This is a genomic window from Pedobacter roseus, from assembly GCF_014395225.1.
Taxonomy (GTDB): Bacteria; Bacteroidota; Bacteroidia; order Sphingobacteriales; family Sphingobacteriaceae; genus Pedobacter; species Pedobacter roseus.
In genome coordinates, this window is record NZ_CP060723.1 from 1,508,424 (window position 1) to 1,529,524 (window position 21,101).

Genomic DNA, 21,101 nt, shown 5'->3' on the forward strand with positions numbered 1-21,101 from the left:
AATGGATTATTATTTAGGAGATATAAGAATAGTTGCCATGAATTTTGCGCCAAAAGGTTGGGCACTATGCAACGGGCAAATTTTACCAGTACAACAAAATCAAGCATTATTTTCGCTTTTAGGTACCTTTTATGGTGGTAACGGAACAACTACATTTGCCCTACCCAACTTACAGGGGCGTGTATCGCTTGGTGTTGGAAGAAACCCAAATAGCGGTACTACCTACGCTCAAGGTCAAATGGCCGGTACTCAAAATGTTACATTATTGCCAAGTCAGTTACCTGCACACAATCACTTCTTTGCTGCAAATAATGCCCCGGGTACAACTACTGCGCCAGCTGGAACTTACTTTGCTGATTCTGTTGCACCAGATCTTGATTTTTCAAATGCAGGCTTAAACACCGTAATGGCCCCCGGAGCACTAAGTGCTACAGGTAGTAGTGCGCCACTACCTATACAACAACCCTATTTGGGCCTAACTTTTATTATCGCTACAACAGGTATGTACCCGTCTAGAAATTAATTCACACAGCACCTCAAAAAAATATAAGAAATGAACTTTATAGGAGAAATAAAACTGATAGGGGAAAGCTTTGCTCCCAGCGGCTGGGCCCTTTGTAATGGCCAGCTTTTGGCTATTCAATCAAATTCTGCATTATATTCGATCTTAGGTACAACCTATGGCGGCAATGGCACAACTACTTTTGCATTACCTAATCTGCAGGGAACCGTTCCGGTAGGGGCAGGTAACGGACCAGGCTTAACTCCCCTTCCGCTAGGTGAACAGTATGGAACAGAAACTGTAACGCTTAATGTAACTAATCTGCCTTCGCATACCCACAATGTTAAAGCAGTAAGTGCAAATGGAACGGTATCAACGCCAACAGGCAACTATTTTGCGGATAAAGGAAGGTTTGATAACGATTACACCACTAATTTGCCAAACGTGCAAATGAATCCGTTAACAGTGGGAGTTGCCGGCAATAGCCTGCCTGTACCGATAATGCAGCCTTACATGGCATTATACTATGTAATTGCTTTACAAGGAGTGTTTCCTGCAAGAAATTAACATCATGTTTTACCACGGCATTGGTATTCGCAAAGCCGTGGTATTTCGAATTCATAATAAAAAACAGCAGATATGCTGATTGCTGATTGCTGTTTCTGATTGTCAATTGACATTAGAATTATATCCCAAACTATATGAAAAAAGCTCTACTCGCCTTATTTTCTACCGCCGTTCTTTTACTGGTTGCGCTAACTGTAAGTGCACAGATCCAATTTAAAGATACCTATGAACAAAGTCATGGTAACACGACAACTACACTTACGGTTTCCAGTACTAGTAGTGGACGTAATGTGTATTTGGGGACTTCAACAGGTTCCTCTACTACATATAGAATAATTTATACTGGTACAAGATGGGAAGTACAAGTGGACATCGGAGGTAGTTATGCGACAGCATATTATAATACGACGGCAACAACTCCAGATCCACCTGCACTGGGTAACGGCACCTGGCAATCTACTAGCCCTCCAGATCAGATCACGGTATTCACTGGTAATGTTATCAGTGCGAGCTCAAATGATGCGACCTTATCAGCCTTAAGCATATCAGCAGGTACATTAACTCCCGCATTTTCAAGTAGTGGAATAACCTATTCGGCAAGTGTTACCAATGGTACATCGAGTATTAATATTACGCCAACCCGAAACCAGGCAAATGCCACTATTAAAATAAATGGAACTACAGCAACTAGTGGGAGCCCTTTTAGTGTAAATTTAAGTGTCGGAAACAATGCAATTACTGTTTTGGTTACGGCACAGGATGGAACTACAACTAAAACTTATACAATAAATGTGGGTAGGGCACTACCTGTCCCAACGGTAACGGCTTTGAGCCCAACCAGTGGCCCTGCCAGCGGAGGCACTAGCGTGACCATTACCGGCACCAACTTCAGCGGGGCGACTGCGGTGACCTTTGGCGCTACGGCAGCTACAGGCTTCACCGTTAACTCGGCAACACAGATCACGGCTACCGCACCGGCAGGAACAGGTACGGTTGATGTCCGCATCACTACAACAGGTGGCACCAGCGCAACCAGTGCCAGCGACCAGTTTACCTATATCGCTGCGCCAACGGTAACGGCTTTGAGCCCAATCAGTGGCCCTACCAGCGGAGGCACTAGCGTGACCATTACCGGCACCAACTTCAGCGGGGCGACCGCGGTAACCTTCGGCGCTACAGCGGCTACAGGCTTCACCGTTAACTCGGCAACACAGATCACGGCGACCGCACCGGCAGGAACAGGTACGGTTGATGTCCGCATCACTACAACAGGTGGCACCAGCGCAACCAGTGCCAGCGACCAGTTTACATATATTGCTGCGCCAACTGTAACGGCTTTGAGCCCAACCAGTGGCCCTACCAGCGGAGGCACTAGCGTGACCATTACGGGCACCAACTTCACTGGGGCGACTGCGGTAACCTTCGGCGCTACAGCGGCTACAGGCTTCACCGTTAACTCGGCAACACAGATCACTGCGACCGCACCGGCAGGAACAGGTACGGTTGATGTCCGCATCACTACAACAGGTGGCACCAGCGCGACCAGTGCCAGCGACCAGTTTACATATATCGCTGCGCCAACGGTAACGGCTTTGAGCCCAACCGGCGGCCCGACCAGCGGAGGTACTAGCGTGACCATTACGGGCTCCAACTTCAGCGGGGCGACTGCGGTAACCTTCGGCGCTACAGCGGCTGCAGGCTTCACCGTTAACTCGGCAACACAGATCACTGCGACCGCACCGGCAGGAACAGGTACGGTTGATGTCCGCATCACTACAGCAGGTGGCACCAGCGCAACCAGTGCCAGCGACCAGTTTACCTATATCGCTGCGCCAACGGTAACGGCTTTGAGCCCAACCAGTGGCCCTACCAGCGGAGGCACTAGCGTGACCATTACGGGCACCAACTTCACCGGTGCGACCGCGGTAACCTTCGGCGCTACAGCGGCTGCAGGCTTCACCGTTAACTCGGCAACACAGATCACTGCGACCGCACCGGCAGGAACAGGTACGGTTGATGTCCGCATCACTACAGCAGGTGGCACCAGCGCAACCAGTGCCAGCGACCAGTTTACCTATATCGCTGCGCCAACGGTAACGGCTTTGAGCCCAACCAGTGGCCCTACCAGCGGAGGCACTAGCGTGACCATTACGGGCACCAACTTCACCGGCGCGACTGCGGTAACCTTCGGCGCTACGGCTGCTGCAGGCTTCACCGTTAACTCGGCAACACAGATCACTGCGACCGCACCGGCAGGAACAGGTACGGTTGATGTCCGCATCACTACAGCAGGTGGCACCAGCGCAACCAGTGCCAGCGACCAGTTTACATATATCGCTGCGCCAACAGTAACGGCTTTGAGCCCAATCAGTGGCCCTACCAGCGGAGGCACTAGCGTGACCATTACGGGCACCAACTTCACCGGCGCGACCGCGGTAACCTTCGGCGCTACGGCAGCTACAGGCTTCACCGTTAACTCGGCAACACAGATCACTGCGACCGCACCGGCGGGAACAGGCACCGTTGATGTCCGCATCACTACAACAGGGGGCACCAGCGCAACCAGTGCCAGCGACCAGTTTACCTATATCGCTGCGCCAACGGTAACAGCTTTGAGCCCAACCAGTGGCCCTACCAGCGGAGGCACTAGCGTGACCATTACGGGCACCAACTTCAGCGGGGCAACTGCGGTAACCTTCGGCGCTACGGCAGCTACAGGCTTCACCGTTAACTCTGCAACACAGATCACGGCGACCGCACCGGCAGGAACAGGTACGGTTGATGTCCGCATCACTACAACAGGTGGCACCAGCGCAACCAGTGCCAGCGACCAGTTTACATATATCGCTGCGCCAACGGTAACGGCTTTGAGCCCAACCAGTGGCCCTACCAGCGGAGGCACTAGCGTGACCATTACGGGCACCAACTTCACCGGCGCGACCGCGGTGAGGTTCGGCGCTACGGCGGCTACAGGCTTTACCGTTAACTCGGCAACACAGATTACTGCGACCGCACCGGCGGGAACAGGTACGGTTGATGTCCGCATCACTACAACAGGTGGCACCAGCGCGACCAGTGCCAGCGACCAGTTTACATATCTCGCTGCGCCAACGGTAACGGCTTTGAGCCCAACCAGCGGCCCTGCCAGCGGAGGCACTAGCGTGACCATTACGGGCACCAACTTCAGCGGGGCGACTGCGGTAACATTTGGCGCTACGGCTGCTACAGGCTTTACCGTTAACTCTGCAACACAGATCACGGCGACCGCACCGGCAGGAACAGGTACGGTTGATGTCCGCATCACTACAACAGGTGGCACCAGCGCGACCAGTGCCAGCGACCAGTTTACATATCTCGCTGCGCCAACGGTAACGGCTTTGAGCCCAACCAGCGGCCCTGCCAGCGGAGGCACTAGCGTGACCATTACCGGCACCAACTTCAGCGGGGCGACCGCGGTGAGGTATGGGGCTACGGCGGCTACAGGCTTCACCGTTAACTCGGCAACACAGATCACTGCGACCGCACCGGCAGGAACAGGTACGGTTGATGTCCGCATCACTACAGCAGGTGGAACCAGCGCGACCAGTGCCAGCGACCAGTTTACCTATATCGCTGCGCCTACTGTTACAGCTGCGAAGATTAATATTAGTGGCGGAAGTGGGACGGGCGGTGCATTCAAGATAGGAGATGTAGTAACCGCAATCTGGGATAATTCTGCTATTGGCGATAATAATTCGGGTATTATCGCAGTAACTATAGATTTTAGTCAATTTGGTGGTGGCGCTACGGTTACAGCCAGCAACAATAATGACATCTGGACAGCTACTTATACTATTGTTGCCGGTACTATTGATGCCACCAACAGGAATATATCCGTAACTGCAACAAATTCTGCTGGTCCAACAACTACGACAGGGACCAACAATGCTATTGTAGATAATGTGGCACCGCTGGTCACCGATGCTAACATTAGCATCAACGGCGCCAGCGGAACAGGTGGTACGTATAAAATCGGTGATGTAATAACCGCTACCTGGAATAATACAGCTGCCGGAGATAACAACACGGATATTATTTCTTCGGTAACCATTAACTTCAGCCAGTTTGGCAGTGGAAGTGCGGTCGCGGCAACTAACAGCAGCGGTACCTGGACAGCAACTTATACAATTGCTGCCGGGGCAATTAATGCTACTAACAGGAATGTAGCTGTTACAGCAACAGATAACGCAGGAAATACAAAAACCACAGTTGGTAGTAGTAATGCTACCATAGATAATCAGGCTCCGTTGGTGGTGATCAGCAGTACGGCCGGTGCATCGGGTGGTTCGACGGGTACTTCACCAATTCCATTTACAGTTACCTTTTCAGAGTCTGTAACAGGGTTTGTGGCAGGGGGGATTACACCGGGAAATGCCACACTCAGTGGATTTTCGGGCAGTGGAACTACTTATACCTTTAATGCAACGCCAACAGCAAATGGTGCGGTAACCATGAACATTGCAGCTAATGTGGCACAGGATGCTGCGGGCAATGGTAATACGGCTGCTAGTCAATATTCGATTACCTATACTCAACCCTCTTTAATTACTGCTTCAGCCGGTACTTTTCCATCTGCTTTAAGCACAACTTACGGAACCGCATCAGCATCAACCAGCGTCTCGGTATCGGGTACCGGTTTATCAGCAGGTATTACGGCTACCCCATCTTCTAGCACCAATTTTGAGGTAAGTGCTGATAATGTGAGCTATAGTTCTTCTGTTACTATCGGAAGTTCTGGAACTGTATCGGGAACTGTATATGTAAGATTAAAAGCAAATGCGCCAGTGGGTACGAATATTTCTGGAAATGTAGTGTTAACCAGCAGCAATGCAAATAGTCCAACAGTGAGTATACCATCAAGTATAGTTGCTAAAGCGACACTAACTTATACAGCAAATACTTCATCTAAAGTTTATGGTGATGCTGTTCCGGCTTTATCAGGAACAGTTACTGGATTTGTAAATTCGGAAACGATCTCAACAGCAACAACCGGCACACTTAGCTGGTCAACGCTTGCATCTGCAAATTCTCCAGCTGGTTCGTATGGAATTAACGGAACAGGATTAAGTGCTAATAATTATGATTTTGTACAAGCTTCATCGAATGCGACAGCTTTAATCGTAACCACAAAAACGATTACGGTAACTGCCGCGGCGAAAAGCAAAACTTATGGTGATGCCGATCCGGCCTTAACCTATACTTCTGCTCCGGCATTGGTAACAGGGGATACCTTTACAGGATCATTAACCAGAGCACCTGGTGAAAACGTGGGTGCTTATGCGATCAATCAGGGTACATTAGCCTTAAACACTAACTATACCTTAACTTATGTTGGTGCAGATTTAACCATCAGTTCGAAAACCATCACGGTAACAGCCGCTGCTAAGAGCAAAACCTACGGTGATGCCGATCCGGCTTTAACCTATACTTCTGCTCCGGCATTGGTTGGTACTGATACCTTTACAGGATCATTGACCAGGGCACCTGGTGAAAACGTGGGTGCTTATGCGATTAACCAGGGAACACTTGCTTTAAACCCTAACTACACTTTAACCTATGTTGGTGCAGATTTAACCATCGGCAAGAAAACCATCACGGTAACCGCAGTTGCGAAAAGCAAAACTTATGGTGATGCTGATCCGGTTTTAACTTATACTTCTGCTCCGGCATTGGTAACAGGGGATAGCTTTACAGGATCATTAACCAGAGTAGTTGGTGAAAACGTGGGTGCTTATGCGATTAACCAGGGAACACTTGCTTTAAACCCTAACTACACTTTAACCTATGTTGGTGCAGATTTAACCATCGGCAAGAAAACCATCACGGTAACCGCAGTTGCGAAAAGCAAAACTTATGGAGATGCGGATCCAACCTTAACCTATACTTCTGCTCCGGCATTGGTAACAGGGGATAGCTTTACAGGATCATTAACCAGAGTAGTTGGTGAAAACGTGGGTGCTTATGCGATTAACCAGGGAACACTTGCTTTAAACCCTAACTACACTTTAACCTATGTTGGTGCAGATTTAACCATCGGCAAGAAAACCATCACGGTAACCGCAGTTGCGAAAAGCAAAACTTATGGAGATGCGGATCCAACCTTAACCTATACTTCTGCTCCGGCATTGGTAACTGGCGATAGCTTTACAGGATCGTTAACCAGGGCGGCTGGCGAAAATGTGGGCACTTATGCGATCAACCAGGGAACACTTGCTTTAAGCCCTAATTACACTTTAACTTATGTTGGAGCTAATCTGACCATTGGTGCTAAAACCATCACGGTAACCGCAGCAGCGAAAAGTAAAACTTATGGTGATGTTGATCCAACTTTAACCTATACTTCTACTCCGGCTTTGGTTGGTACTGATACCTTTGCAGGATCATTAACCAGAGCAGCTGGCGAAAACGTGGGTGCTTATGCGATTAACCAGGGTACATTAGCCTTAAGCCCTAATTACACTTTAACCTATGTTGGTGCTGATCTAACGATCGGTGCAAAAACCATTACGGTAACCGCAGCAGCGAAAAGCAAAACCTATGGTGATGCCGATCCGGCTTTAACCTATACTTCTGCTCCGGCATTGGTTGGTACTGATACCTTTACAGGATCATTAACCAGGTCAGCTGGCGAAAACGTGGGTACTTATGCCATCAATCAGGGTACATTAGCCTTAAACACTAACTATACCTTAACTTATGTAGGTGCAGATTTAACCATCGGCAAGAAAGCCATCACCGTAACCGCAGCAGCAAAAAGCAAAACTTATGGTGATGCTGATCCGGCTTTAACCTATACTTCTGCTCCTGCATTGGTTGGTACTGATACCTTTACAGGATCATTAACCAGGGCACCTGGTGAAAACGTGGGTGCTTATGCGATTAACCAGGGAACACTTGCTTTAAGCCCTAACTACACTTTAACCTATGTTGGTGCAGATTTAACCATAGGCAAGAAAACTATCACGGTAACCGCAGTGGCGAAAAGCAAAACTTATGGTGATGCTGATCCGGTTTTAACCTATACTTCTGCTCCGGCATTGGTAACTGGCGATAGCTTCACAGGATCGTTAACCAGAGTAGTTGGTGATAATGTGGGTACTTATGCGATTAACCAGGGAACACTTGCTTTAAGCCCTAACTACACTTTAACTTATGTTGGTGCAGATTTAACCATCGGCAAGAAAACCATTACGGTAACTGCAGCAGCAAAAAGTAAAACCTACGGTGATGTTGATCCAACTTTAACCTATACTTCTGCTCCGGCATTGGTTGGTACTGATACCTTTACAGGATCATTAACAAGAGCAACTGGCGAAAACGTGGGTGCTTATGCGATTAACCAGGGAACACTTGCTTTAAACCCTAACTACACTTTAACCTATGTTGGTGCAGATTTAACGATCGGCAAGAAAACCATCACGGTAACCGCAGCAGCGAAAAGTAAAACCTATGGTGATGCCGATCCGGCTTTAACCTATACTTCTGCTCCGGCTTTGGTTGGTACTGATACCTTTACAGGATCATTAACCAGGGCAGCTGGCGAAAACGTGGGTACTTATGCGATTAACCAGGGAACACTTGCTTTAAGCCCTAACTACACTTTAACTTATGTTGGTGCAGATTTGACGATCGGCAAGAAAACCATCACGGTGACCGCAGCAGCAAAAAGCAAAACTTATGGTGATGCCGATCCGGCTTTAACCTATACTTCTGCTCCGGCATTGGTTGGTACTGATAGCTTTACAGGATCGTTAACCAGGGCAGCTGGCGAAAATGTAGGTACTTATGCGATTAACCAGGGAACACTTGCTTTAAACGCTAACTACACTTTAACTTACGTTGGTGCAGATTTAACCATCGGCAAGAAAACCATTACGGTAACAGCCGCTGCTAAGAGCAAAACCTACGGTGATGCAGATCCGGCTTTAACCTATACTTCTGCTCCGGCATTGGTTGGTACTGATACCTTTACAGGATCATTAACCAGAGCGGTTGGCGAAAATGTGGGCACTTATGCGATTAACCAGGGAACACTTGCTTTAAACCCTAACTACACTTTAACTTATGTTGGTGCAGATTTAACCATCGGCAAGAAAACCATCACGGTAACCGCAGCAGCGAAAAGCAAAACTTATGGTGATGTTGATCCAACTTTAACCTATACTTCTGCTCCGGCATTGGTTGGTACTGATAGCTTTACAGGATCATTAACCAGAGTAGTTGGTGAAAATGTGGGTACTTATGCGATCAACCAGGGAACACTTGCTTTAAACACTAACTACACTTTAACCTACGTTGGTGCAGATTTAACCATCGGCAAGAAAACCATCACGGTAACTGCAGCAGCAAAAAGCAAAACCTATGGCGATGCCAATCCGGTTTTAACCTATACTTCTGCTCCGGCATTGATAACCGGCGACAGTTTCAGCGGAAGCCTGACCAGGACACCTGGCGAGAACGTGGGCACTTATGCCATCAATCAGGGAACACTTGCTTTAAATGCTAACTACACTTTAACTTATGTTGGTGCAGATTTAACCATCGGCAAGAAAACCATCACGGTAACCGCAGCAGCGAAAAGCAAAACTTATGGCGATGTTGATCCGGCTTTAACCTATACTTCTGCTCCGGCATTGGTTGGTACTGATAGCTTTGCAGGATCATTAACCAGGGCAGCTGGCGAAAATATCGGTACTTATGCGATTAACCAGGGTACATTAGCCTTAAGCCCTAATTACACTTTAACCTATGTTGGTGCAGATTTGACGATCGGCAAGAAAACCATCACGGTCACCGCAGCAGCGAAAAGCAAAACTTATGGTGATGCCGATCCGGCTTTAACCTATACTTCTGCTCCGGCGTTGGTTGGTACTGATACCTTTACAGGATCATTAACAAGGGCAGCTGGCGAAAACGTAGGTGCTTATGCCATCAATCAGGGTACATTAGCCTTAAACCCTAATTACACTTTAACTTATATTGGTGCCAACCTTACCATCGACAAGAAAACCATCACAGTCACCGCAGCAGCGAAAAGCAAAACTTATGGTGATGCCGATCCGGCTTTAACCTATACTTCTGCTCCGGCATTGATAATAGGGGATACCTTTACAGGATCATTAACCAGGGCAGCTGGCGAAAATGTGGGCACTTATGCGATTAACCAGGGAACACTTGCTTTAAACGCTAACTATACTTTAACTTATGTTGGAGCTAATCTGACCATTGGTGCTAAAACCATCACGGTAACCGCAGCAGCGAAAAGTAAAACTTATGGTGATGTTGATCCTGCATTGACGTATACCTTCAGTCCGGCGTTACAAACAGGTGATAGCTTTAGTGGAAGTTTGACCAGGGCAGCTGGCGAAAATGCAGGCACTTATGCGATTAATCAAGGTACAGTTACATTAAGCGGCAACTATGCAATTACTTATTTAAGTGCTAACCTTACGATTAATAAAACAGTACTTACCGTAACAGCAAGCAATGCTTCAATGTGCCAGTCAGATGGTTTCCCAACATTTGGTGTAAGCTACAGCGGATTCAAAGTGGGCGATACTGAAACGGCATTGAGCACAAAACCAACAGTAAGCACAACTGCAAATAGAAATGTGGCAGGTACTTATACACTTGTTCCGGCAGGTGGTGTAGCTAATAACTACAGTTTTGTTTATGTAAACGGTACATTAACTATCAATGCACTTCCAACGGTAAATATTGTAAGCAACAAAGGTACCGATCTTAGTAAAGGCGAAACTGCAGCATTAACCGCAAGCGGTGGCACAAGCTACAGCTGGTCTACAGCAAGTGGAATTATAAGCGGACAGAACACGGCAACGCTTACCGTTCGTCCTGCACAAACCACCACTTATACGGTACGTGTAACCAACGCAAACGGATGTAGCAGTATCGGATCGATCACCATTAAAGTGGCCGAAGATTATAAAATTGTTGCAAACAACATTTTAACTCCAAACGGCGATGGCGTGAATGATACCTGGATTGTACAGAACATTGATATGTACCCGGGCAACGAAGTAAGAATCTTCGACCGCAACGGTAGATTGATGTACAATAAAAAAGGATATGACAATAGCTGGAACGGCACGATCGGAGGTAACGACCTCGCTGAAGGTACTTACTATTACATCATCACTTATGGACCAGATAAACTTGTTCAAAAAGGATTTATCACGATTATCAGAAACCGTTAATAAAATGAAAACGATGAAAACAAAAATATTGATATTGCTTGCTCTTATCGGGGTTTCGAAGGTAAAAGCACAAACCAGTCCGTTGTTAAACCAATATTTCAATAATACCTACCTCGCTAACCCGGCCATGGCCGGGGCAGCAGCGGGTGCAGATGTAGATCTTGCCTTCCGTTCGCAGTGGAATGATGTGCCTGGTGCGCCTGTAGTACAAAACCTTACCGCCACTTATGGATGGGAAAGGGTAGGTGTCGGCTTAAACATGAACCTTGATAAAGCCGGTCTGCAAAGGCAAACACGTATCGTGGCAACTTATGCTTATCACCTTCCGCTCAGCGAAACGGCTAAACTACATTTCGGTTTATCAGCTGGTTTTATGAATCAAAGGATAGATATGCAGGACCTGATCGGTAACCCGAATGATGGCCAGATCGGTGCTTACAATACCGATCATAAAACCTATTTCGACGGCGATTTTGGGGTTGCGCTAACCACTAAAGGATTCAATGCAGATTTTGCAATGGTTAACCTGAAAAATTATTTCAAACGGGATAATTTCAAACTGATCAATACGCCTGTGGTTTATGCCTCGGCCGGGTATAAAATTCCTTTGGGAGAGAATATCTTTCAGCCAAAGGTCGCCTATCGTTCATTCACGGAGATTGCCGATATTGTTGATGTAGGCGGACAGTTTGGCATCGCCAATCAGCAGGTATTGTTTACTGCCATGTATCATACCAGTAAAGCAGCAAGTTTCGGTGTGGGTTTACATTACAAAAAGAAATATTCCATTAATACTTCCTACACCACACAAACTGGTGCATTAAGCGGTTATACCGCCGGAAGTTTTGAGGTTAATCTGGGTATCAACTGGTAGAAAAAATAACAAGCTAATTATTGTTAATGGCGGGTATCGTTCTGATACCCGTTTTTTTTTTGCCATCATTATTGATAAAATAGCAGGCGTATCTACTTTGGTACGAAGGGTTGCATGATCTTGATCTGTTTAATATAAAAGAATTGTTTTTTTGCTGATCAGGAGCTTTTTATCCTGTGATGACGAGCTTTCGGAGAAACTGATAAAATTATTTATGCTCATTTTCAGTAGTTTGAGAGATTGTATTTGCAGGTATGATTTAGGTTTTTACTTTTGCGTTCATGGTCGTTACGGTATTGGCTATCCTGGAGACGGATTTTGTTCCGGATAAAGCACTTTCGAGATTAATGAATGGACGTTTGCAGCAAGCGGCTGATGAGCTGCGTGATCAACACCTGGCTTTTCTTGCTGATGTTGGTGAGCGTAACGACGATATCATTATTTACATCAGTTATAATCCAAAATATAAAATCCGCTTCCGCGTGGTGAATGATGTGCCTGCAAAAATCGAAAATCAGGTAATCGACGTTTGTGGTATGCTGGGTTACCTCCACTGGCAAACCGGTGTTCTTAACGTGGTTCGCAACCTGGGTATTGCAGGCGAGGGGGAGAAATAATTTATTGCTTTATTGGGTTAACTGGCTAATTGTTTAAATCGGTTAATTCCAATCTGATCTATTAGTTCATTAGCCATTTGTTCATTGGTTAGCATGGAGCAGAAACTTTCGTATTGTTTAAATCAGTTAATTCCAATCTGATTTATTAGTTCATTAGCCATTTGTTCATTGGTTAGCATGGAGCAGAAACTTTCGTATTGTTTAAATCAGTTAATTCCAATCTGATTTATTAGTTCATTAGCCATTTGTTCATTGGTTAGCATGGAGCAGAAACTTTCGTATTGTTTAAATCGGTTAATTCCAATCTGATTTATTAGTTCATTAGCCATTTGTTCATTAGTTAGCATGGAGCAGACTTTCGTATTGTTTAAATCGGTTAATTCCAATCTGATTTATTAGTTCATTAGCCATTTGTTCATTGGTTAGCATGGAGCAGACTTTCGTATTGTTTAAATCGGTTAATTCCAATCTGATTTATTAGTTCATTAGCCATTTGTTCATTGGTTAGCATGGAGCAGAAACTTTCGTATTTATTGTTTAAATCGGATAATTTTGTACAAACGCCGTCTTCTATCGTGATTTTTATTGATCATTGGTTATTGGTCCTTGGAAATTGGTTATTGCTCCTTGATTATTCACTTCCATCATCCTTCAAATTCTCCTTCTCTCATTAGCAAAATATCCACTTCTTTTTTAACTTCGTAATTGGCATACGCAGGCTCAAATGTTGCATTGCCATTATCCCAATTATGATCCTTGATAAAGACATTCTGGCCGGGCTTATAGAAGGCTCACCTTATCCCATATACCTGATCCTTGGTGATGAACTTCGGGTTGCTTTGGCAAATGCAGCAACCTTAAAAGCCTGGGGAAAAGATGCCTCTGTAATTGGTAAACCTTTTTTAGAAGCACTTCCTGAAATTGATGGTCAGCCTTTTGAAGCGCTGTTACGCCAGGTAATGGCCACGGGAGAAGCCTACCATGCTGTAAACGACCGTGCCGATCTCATAATCGATGGTCAGCTCAAAACATTTTATTTTACCTTTTCCTATCAGCCCGTAAAAAATACTGATGGCAGGATAATAGGTGTAGTTTGTTATGCAACAGACGTTACCCAGCTCGTAGAATCGGCAGCCAGCATCAATCGCATGGGTTTGGAGGCAATAGAAAATAATGCAAGGTTAGCCGCAATAAACGAAGCACTTGCTGCAACCAACGAAGAATTGGCTACCACAAACGAAGAACTTACCGAATCGGCACGTTTGCTCGAACTGAGCGAAGAAAGGTTTAGAAATCTCATTCAACAGGCTCCTTTTGCGATATGTGTAATCAGGGCAAACGATCTGGTGGTAAGTGAAGTAAATGATCGCTACCTCGAACTTGTTGGGAAAGCACGAGATACATTAGATGGAAAACCCATTTGGGATGGCGTGCCAGAAGCCGCAGAAGCTTATTCCCCTATAATGGAAAAAGTGTTTCAATCGGGCGAAGCATTTGTTGCTACTGAAGCAGAACTTGTGCTCATCCGCAATGGATCACCAGAACAGGTTTTTATCGATTTTGTTTACGAACCTGTAACTGACCTTTTAGGGAGCGTTTCTGCCGTAATGGTGGTGGGCATCGATGTATCAGAAAAGGTGCGCACCAGGCATGCCATTGAAGAAGTTGAAGAACGTATCCGCCTTGCGGTAGAAGCGGCAGAAATTGGTACCTATGAACTTAATTACAATACAGGCGAATTGGTAGGTTCTGCGCGTTTTGATGAAATTTTCGGACTTGGAAATGGGGTAAATAGAGAAACCATCATCGATCATTATCATCCCGATGATGCCCATTTAAGTGTACTGGCACACGAAGAAGCCAAAAAAACCGGCCGGATTTTTTACGAGGCCAGGTACATACGTGAAGGTTCCCCCTTAAAATGGCTGAGGTTTCAGGCAAAAGTTTATTTCGATGCCAAAGGAAACCGTACGCGCACACTCGGCACCGTTATGGATGTTACCGTGTATAAAGCCCTGCAACAGCAAAAAGATGATTTTATATCAATTGCCAGTCATGAATTGAAAACGCCTTTAACCACGTTAAAAGCCTCGCTCCAATTGCTGGTCAGGATGCGTGAAAACCCGAATACCCTGCTTTTTCCAAAAGTGATCGATCAGGCCTCCAGGAGTATGGATAAAATCACCGAATTGGTTGATGATCTGCTCAATGTATCCAAAATTAACCAGGGGCATGTAGGCCTTAAAAAGAGCTGGTTCAACCTTGGCGATATGCTCGAAAAATGTTGCTTACACGTAAGGGAGTCTGGTAGTCACGAATTGGTTTTGGAAGGCGATACGAGCCTGATGGTTTTCGCCGATGAACACCGTATTGATCAGGTAGTAGTTAATCTGGTAAATAATGCCGTAAAATATGCGCCGGATTCTAAGCGTATTTTTCTTGGGATTAAAGCATCGGGTGAATCTGTAAAGATTTCCGTTCGGGACAATGGCCCGGGAATTCCTGCCGATAAACTTCCGCACTTGTTCGACCGCTATTTTAGGGCTGATGAAATGGGTACACAGGTTTCGGGACTTGGTTTAGGTCTTTTTATCTGCGCAGATATTGTGCAGCGTCATGGTGGCGAAATCGGTGTTGAAAGCGAACCCGGACAAGGCAGCAATTTTTTCTTTACCCTCCCCCTTGATAAAAACGAAGTATAAAATTTATCTGCTACTGATGGCTTAGATTGCGTTTTTTACCATATTGACCAAATGATCAATGTCGAAAGGTTTGGAAATAAAACCATCGGCCTTACATTGGTTTTTCATAGTAATCAGGTCGGCATGTGCACTCATCATCAGTACAGGAACATTACTGGTGGCTTCTTCAGATTTTAACATATCGCACACATTTAAGCCATTACCGTCAGGGAGCATTACATCGAGCAGAAAAAGATCAGGTACCACATTAGATTTTCGGCTCATAAATTCATTTACGTTTGAAAAACCCGTCACTTCGTAATCTTCCTGTGAAAAAATAAGTTCAACGATTTCCCTGATTCCCTGATCATCTTCGAGAATGCTGATTTTTTTGCCCATAAATATAGTTAGTAAACATTAGTGGATAGACTACCCGCGATAAAGATAAATTGTTTTAATAAATTCTATAATTTATTTAACATTTTTATTGGCTTTGTTACTTTCAGCCTTATGATTTAGCCGTCACATTTTTCATCAGGGTTTTAAACTTTACCGAATTTCCCTGTTCTACTGTGATGGTAATATGTCCGGTTTTACTGGTATTAATATCCCGAACGGCACCCCATTTACCTTTATGTGTTCCGGCTATAACAAAGCATAGGTCGCCATCTTTTAGTGTTGTTGTTTTTGTATCGTTTTCCATTTGTTAAAGCTATAAAATAAACCCTGTCATGATTAATTCAATTATCTTCTAAAAATGCTGTTAATTAGGATATTCCGAACACAAAATACTATATTTAACTGAAACAAATGTATAATATGGATCCGAACATTGTTACCCTAAATCTCATTAATTATATCGGCGATTACGACTATTACAATGCCCTCACGGATGTAAACAGCGACAAACATCCGAAATCCTTTACCAAATTAAGCGAAATCAGGGAAAGGAATAAACGTCACATTACTGAGCTTTTTCCGAATGTAAAATTCCGTGATGGTAAGAACCAGTTACTCGCGGTAGGTCTTTTTAAGGATGAAGTTAAAGCCAGGGTAGAAACACTATCAAAAAAGGAAATAGAAGATTACCTCGATACTTTTAAAAAAGATGCTAAGAAGATTGAAAGGCTTTATAAAAAGGTGAGGAAGTAGTCGGTTCATTTGCAGTTATTGGGTTAATCGGTTAATTGTTTAAATCGGTTAACTGTTGCAAAACGCCCAGCATTAAACTATTCACCTGTAATAACTACCCTTGAATATCCCTTTAAAGATCCTTCGAATACGCTACCATAGACTGAATCCATTAGCACGGCCGTATTCCCGCGCAGGCGGGAATCTTAAAGCGCTTGCATTACGATTCCCAATCGGGTTGGGAATGACGATCTCGCGCAGCCTGTCATTTTGCCAAAAAGCGCTGTCTTCTATATTGATTTTATGAAATAATTATCCATCAGGATGACAAACCGCGTTAAATCTTCCGTGTTTCCGTGCCTCCGTGGCTAAAACTAGCGTAAATTTTATTTTCTATCATTTAACCATTAAGGATTTAAGAACATTAAGGTTTACAGTTAACTCCTAAAACGCTCGCTAATTGGTCATTGAAAATTGCTTATTGGTGATTCATTCCATCATCCCTCTTACATTTTCCATCCTTAAAGATCCTTCGACTACGCTCATGATGACAAACCGCGTTAGATTCTCTGTGATTTCCGTGCCTCCGTGGCTAAAACTAGCGTAAATTTTATTTTCTATCATTTAACCATTAAGGATTTAAGAACATTAAGGTTAACAGTTAACTCCTAAAACACTCGCTAATTGGTCATTGAAAATTGATTATTGGTGATTCATTCCATCTTACATTTTCCATCCTCCATTCTCTCTTATTCGTGTAATACCAAAATAGCCTTCACCGTTTTATTCATTACCTGGTTAACCGTACTGCTGGTAAATAAGCGATAAATAATGTTGTGGTGGTGTTTAACCAGGCAAAGGATATCGGTATGGTTACTTTTAATGAAATCCATAATACCGTTCGGTGCACTGCTATCCATAATGTAGTTAAATTCGATTTCCGTATCTGGTAAAAGATCCCTGATCCTTTTTTCTCCCGTCTGGATATGTACCTCATCTGATTTTTCGGCCACATAAAGTACCTGCATTTTTTTTGTTCCCGAGGCTTTTAACAGTTCGCTGAGGGCGGTAATATCTTTTGGCGATAATACGGTTTCGTAATCAGTGGCAAGCGTAATAATCGGGAAGTTGGTAAAACTGCTCTCTAAAGGTACAATCAGGGTAGGTATTCTCATTTTAGTAACCGCCATGCTGGCGTTGCTGCCTACAATTCCGCTAATTCCCGTGGCACCTGTAATGCCCATTACCAACAGCTCTACCGGATTGTTTTCGGTGTGTTTGGTAATTACTGTTTTTAAAAAACCAACATCACATATCGTTTCGAGTTTTACGTCTTTAAGGTTTTCCCTTTCGCGGATGTTTTCGGCCCATTCTTTTAAAGCAGCTCTTTTATTTCCGTAATATGATTCGATAAAAATGGCGTTATAAGTGCTGTTATTTATACCTTCGGTAGGATGGATGGCATGGATGGCTACCACTTCCATTTTCAGCGTTTTTGCCATAGCCAATGCATAGGAGAGGGCATTTCCGGCGCTTCTTGAAAAATCCGTTGCTACAAGTATCTGTTTCATTTTTTAGAGAATAATATTTTGAAACTGTTAAATAAACAGGTGAAAAAGCATAAATAACAAAATAGACAATACAATCGATACCGGCAAGGTAAGTACCCAGGCCAATCCAATATTTTTAAGCGTGTTACTGTTGAGGTTTTTTCTTCCGCCAGAGGCCACCATTGCACCGGCTATCCCGCTCGATAATACATGTGTGGTGCTTACCGGCAAGCCAAAAGCAGTACTCAGGCCAATGGTAGAAGCTGCAACAATTTCGGAAGTAGCGCCCTGGGCATAATTTAAATGTTCGTTACCGATTTTTTCTCCAATGGTAACCGCTATGCGTTTCCAGCCAATCATGGTGCCCAATCCGAGTGAAATTGAAATTAAAAGAATTACCCAAAGCGGCGCAAATTCTACCAGTTTCGATAATTCGGAAGAATTATCATGAAGGAGTTGATCGTCAGCAGGGTTAATTACCAATGTTTTATCTTCCCTTACTGTTTTTATCGAAGCCACAACCTCTTCAATCTGCTTACGGAAAAGGTAAGTGTTTTTCTTGTCGGTTTCATTTTTAAGCGATAAATGATATTTCGCTTTATCTATTTTCTTTACAAGGGAAGTAATATCTAATGTTTTTCCCTGGTTAAGTGTTGCTGTTTTTTGAAGCACCTGTTCGGTTTGATTCAGCTGGAACAATACTTTATCATTGGGGATGTGGTGGTTCACGGCAAATTTTGCAGGTAGAAAAGCAATCAGGATCAGCATTAATAAGCCCACACCTTTCTGTCCGTCGTTGCTGCCGTGGAAAAAGCTCACCAAAGTACAGGTGGTAATCAGTAATCCCCTGATCAGTAAGGGCGGCCTGTCGTTTTCACCTTTTGGGATATGAAAAAGGGCATGGTATTTAATTACATGTTTTAAAAAATACATCAGTAACATGGCCAGACCAAAGCCAATAATGGGCGATAAAATGAGCGATAAACCGATTTCTTCGGCCTTACCCCAGTTTACTCCCTTGCCGCCGTAGTACCAGGTAAAAGCCAAACCGGCGCCGATCATGGCGCCAATCATGGTGTGCGAACTAGAGCAGGGGATACCCAGGTACCAGGTGCCGAGATTCCAGGCGATAGAGGCCAGTAAAACAGCCAAAACCATCGCTGCCCCAACGCCAATGGGAAGGTTCATCAAAGTATCTAGCGGAACGAGTTTTAAAATACCCATCGCAACGGCAATCCCTCCGGTAAATACACCCATAAAATTCCAAAATCCCGACCAGGGGATGGCAATAACTGGTTTTAACGCTTTAGTATAAATTACAGTAGCTACCGCATTGGCCGTATCATGGAAACCGTTTACAAACTCAAATCCGACTACGGCGAGCAGGCAAACGATAAAAACAATGGCGAGTGGAGTACTTAAATCGGTGTTTCCTATAAAGGGTAATATGGTGCAGAACGACGGCATAAAATCAGTTTGGATATTCATGGTGCAGATCATTTATCTGCGCTTTCAAATAACTGAATAAGTAACTGATTTAAATCGTTTTGAATGTTAAATGATTGTTATCAATACGTTAAAGTGGGTGGCTGTTTTTTGACTCAATAGCGATAAAATCATACCCCTCATTTATCTTCGTTATAAACGATGACAATCGCCAGTTTAATGCTCAATTGTAAAATACTGGAGTATCCAATAAACTTAATAGGGGGATAACCCGGCAAAATGCCCAGGCTTTCCCCCTTTATTATAGTTTAATTAATGATTTTATTTGAAATATTGAGAAAGATCGGTAATAGCACCCGAAAAATAGGTGGATTTTGTTGCGCCGGCCAGATTTTTTGTATCCTTTATAATAAATAACTTTGATGAATTTGCTTCAAAACTGATTGAACCATACCTTCCTTCGTTCTGTTTAAAAGGAAATGCTGCGTTTACAAATGGTGAGGCTGTGGTAGTGTATGGAACATTGTTTGTTCCCGCTTCAAATACATCAAAACTGTAGATGTAATTTGCTCCGGGCAGTGGCGGAAGTTCGATCGAATTGAACGAGCCATCTTTTTTGAGGGTAAGCCTAAGCTCAGGTGTAACTTTGGTACCAGCCGTGGTAATGGCGGCCGATGTGGGTTTTGTATAAAAAACAATATCTACATCAACATTTTTAAATTGCGGGGCAAATATGGTTTCGAACTTTGCACTAATCATCATATTGGCAGGGTTTGCCGGAGGAGTGAGTTTTACATTATCTGCGATTTTAGTTCCGTCGAAAAAGAAATCAATATTCTGCCTGGCTATTTCAGATTGGATTGTTTTGGTAAAGAGAATTTCGGTTGTCCCTTTTTTACGGATGGTAACTTCTCTGGTGGTGCCTTTATCAATGAGGATAAAAAATGTATTGTTAACGATGCTGGTACCCGACGACAGTAGGTTGCCATCCAGCAGGAATTCGATTTCGCCGGATACGACAAAACCTTTAACAACCAGCGAAATGGCACTGTTATATATTTTGGTTCCATCATAAAATAAACTGATGTTCTGATCAAATGGTACCGCGGTGATGGTTTTGGTTAATAATATTTCTGTGCTGCCTTTTTTTCTCACTTTTAAAGTAGCGTTCTGGTCTTTTACAGAAAGAAGTGTTTTTACATTAATGCTGCCAACAGGAGGGGTGGCTATAATACTGTCTTTATACAGGTATTCTAACGCTACATCAGATGCCCCTGTAATGCTTAACTGGATAACTTTTGGTTGCTCGGGCTGAAGAAGTTCTGCTTTGCGGCAAGATAAACTTAAGGCAATTAGGGCAGAAAAAAAGAAAATGGTAAAGATTTTTAGTTTCATAAAAGGTTAATTATCGTTTAAAACAGGACAATCCTGTTTTTATAATCAAGAGACCATACCTAAAAAGGTACGGTCTCTTTTGATA

12 protein-coding genes are annotated in these 21,101 nt (G+C 44.2%); 7 read left to right on the forward strand and 5 right to left on the reverse strand.

Features of this window, described 5'->3' with window-relative positions; genetic code table 11:
• The first annotated feature begins 1 nt into the window (after position 1).
• From H9L23_RS06710 to H9L23_RS06735, 6 genes are all read left to right on the forward strand, one after another.
• On the forward strand, positions 2-523 hold the full coding sequence (locus H9L23_RS06710; protein ID WP_187594237.1) for a phage tail protein: 522 nt from the start codon (positions 2-4) through the stop codon (positions 521-523).
• 30 nt (positions 524-553) lie between these two features.
• Positions 554-1,069: a phage tail protein gene (locus H9L23_RS06715; protein ID WP_187594238.1), complete on the forward strand. Its 516-nt coding sequence runs from the start codon at positions 554-556 to the stop codon at positions 1,067-1,069.
• 134 nt (positions 1,070-1,203) lie between these two features.
• The gene (locus H9L23_RS06720; RefSeq protein ID WP_187594239.1) at positions 1,204-11,322 is read left to right on the forward strand and encodes an MBG domain-containing protein; all 10,119 of its coding nucleotides are present in this window, start codon (positions 1,204-1,206) and stop codon (positions 11,320-11,322) included.
• A gap of 13 nt (positions 11,323-11,335) precedes the next feature.
• Positions 11,336-12,196, forward strand: coding sequence for a PorP/SprF family type IX secretion system membrane protein (locus H9L23_RS06725; RefSeq protein WP_246474871.1), 861 nt, complete (start codon positions 11,336-11,338; stop codon positions 12,194-12,196).
• A gap of 281 nt (positions 12,197-12,477) precedes the next feature.
• On the forward strand, positions 12,478-12,813 hold the full coding sequence (locus tag H9L23_RS06730) for a hypothetical protein (RefSeq protein ID WP_187594241.1): 336 nt from the start codon (positions 12,478-12,480) through the stop codon (positions 12,811-12,813).
• 749 nt (positions 12,814-13,562) lie between these two features.
• Positions 13,563-15,515: a PAS domain-containing sensor histidine kinase gene (locus H9L23_RS06735; protein WP_187594242.1), complete on the forward strand. Its 1,953-nt coding sequence runs from the start codon at positions 13,563-13,565 to the stop codon at positions 15,513-15,515.
• 21 nt (positions 15,516-15,536) lie between these two features.
• Here the strand turns inward: H9L23_RS06735 and H9L23_RS06740 are convergent, their stop codons facing one another.
• A complete protein-coding gene (locus H9L23_RS06740; RefSeq protein WP_187594243.1) occupies positions 15,537-15,893 on the reverse strand; it encodes a response regulator transcription factor in 357 nt (118 codons plus the stop codon).
• Between the two features lie 109 nt (positions 15,894-16,002).
• Positions 16,003-16,197, reverse strand: coding sequence for a KOW motif-containing protein (locus H9L23_RS06745; RefSeq protein WP_187594244.1), 195 nt, complete (start codon positions 16,195-16,197; stop codon positions 16,003-16,005).
• 116 nt (positions 16,198-16,313) lie between these two features.
• Between H9L23_RS06745 and H9L23_RS06750 the strand changes: the two genes are divergently transcribed.
• Positions 16,314-16,646: a hypothetical protein gene (locus tag H9L23_RS06750; protein ID WP_187594245.1), complete on the forward strand. Its 333-nt coding sequence runs from the start codon at positions 16,314-16,316 to the stop codon at positions 16,644-16,646.
• A gap of 728 nt (positions 16,647-17,374) precedes the next feature.
• On the opposite strand, the gene H9L23_RS06755 is transcribed toward H9L23_RS06750, so the two are convergent.
• From H9L23_RS06755 to H9L23_RS06765, 3 genes are all read right to left on the reverse strand, one after another.
• A complete protein-coding gene (locus H9L23_RS06755) occupies positions 17,375-18,196 on the reverse strand; it encodes a universal stress protein (RefSeq protein ID WP_187594246.1) in 822 nt (273 codons plus the stop codon).
• Between the two features lie 27 nt (positions 18,197-18,223).
• Positions 18,224-19,663: an inorganic phosphate transporter gene (locus H9L23_RS06760; RefSeq protein WP_246474872.1), complete on the reverse strand. Its 1,440-nt coding sequence runs from the start codon at positions 19,661-19,663 to the stop codon at positions 18,224-18,226.
• 279 nt (positions 19,664-19,942) lie between these two features.
• Positions 19,943-21,016, reverse strand: a complete 1,074-nt coding sequence (locus tag H9L23_RS06765; protein ID WP_187594247.1) for a hypothetical protein — start codon at positions 21,014-21,016, stop codon at positions 19,943-19,945.
• Between the last annotated feature and the right edge of the window lie 85 nt (positions 21,017-21,101).

What these genes read in the sequence shown, in the direction of transcription:
- H9L23_RS06710 (WP_187594237.1), top strand. Translation starts at nt 2, where the DNA reads ATGGATTATTATTTAGGAGATATAAGAATAGTTGCCATGAATTTTGCG.
- H9L23_RS06715 (WP_187594238.1), top strand. Translation starts at nt 554, where the DNA reads ATGAACTTTATAGGAGAAATAAAACTGATAGGGGAAAGCTTTGCTCCC.
- H9L23_RS06720 (WP_187594239.1), top strand. Translation starts at nt 1,204, where the DNA reads ATGAAAAAAGCTCTACTCGCCTTATTTTCTACCGCCGTTCTTTTACTG.
- H9L23_RS06725 (WP_246474871.1), top strand. Translation starts at nt 11,336, where the DNA reads ATGAAAACAAAAATATTGATATTGCTTGCTCTTATCGGGGTTTCGAAG.
- H9L23_RS06730 (WP_187594241.1), top strand. Translation starts at nt 12,478, where the DNA reads ATGGTCGTTACGGTATTGGCTATCCTGGAGACGGATTTTGTTCCGGAT.
- H9L23_RS06735 (WP_187594242.1), top strand. Translation starts at nt 13,563, where the DNA reads ATGATCCTTGATAAAGACATTCTGGCCGGGCTTATAGAAGGCTCACCT.
- H9L23_RS06740 (WP_187594243.1), bottom strand. Translation starts at nt 15,893, where the DNA reads ATGGGCAAAAAAATCAGCATTCTCGAAGATGATCAGGGAATCAGGGAA.
- H9L23_RS06745 (WP_187594244.1), bottom strand. Translation starts at nt 16,197, where the DNA reads ATGGAAAACGATACAAAAACAACAACACTAAAAGATGGCGACCTATGC.
- H9L23_RS06750 (WP_187594245.1), top strand. Translation starts at nt 16,314, where the DNA reads ATGGATCCGAACATTGTTACCCTAAATCTCATTAATTATATCGGCGAT.
- H9L23_RS06755 (WP_187594246.1), bottom strand. Translation starts at nt 18,196, where the DNA reads ATGAAACAGATACTTGTAGCAACGGATTTTTCAAGAAGCGCCGGAAAT.
- H9L23_RS06760 (WP_246474872.1), bottom strand. Translation starts at nt 19,663, where the DNA reads ATGAATATCCAAACTGATTTTATGCCGTCGTTCTGCACCATATTACCC.
- H9L23_RS06765 (WP_187594247.1), bottom strand. Translation starts at nt 21,016, where the DNA reads ATGAAACTAAAAATCTTTACCATTTTCTTTTTTTCTGCCCTAATTGCC.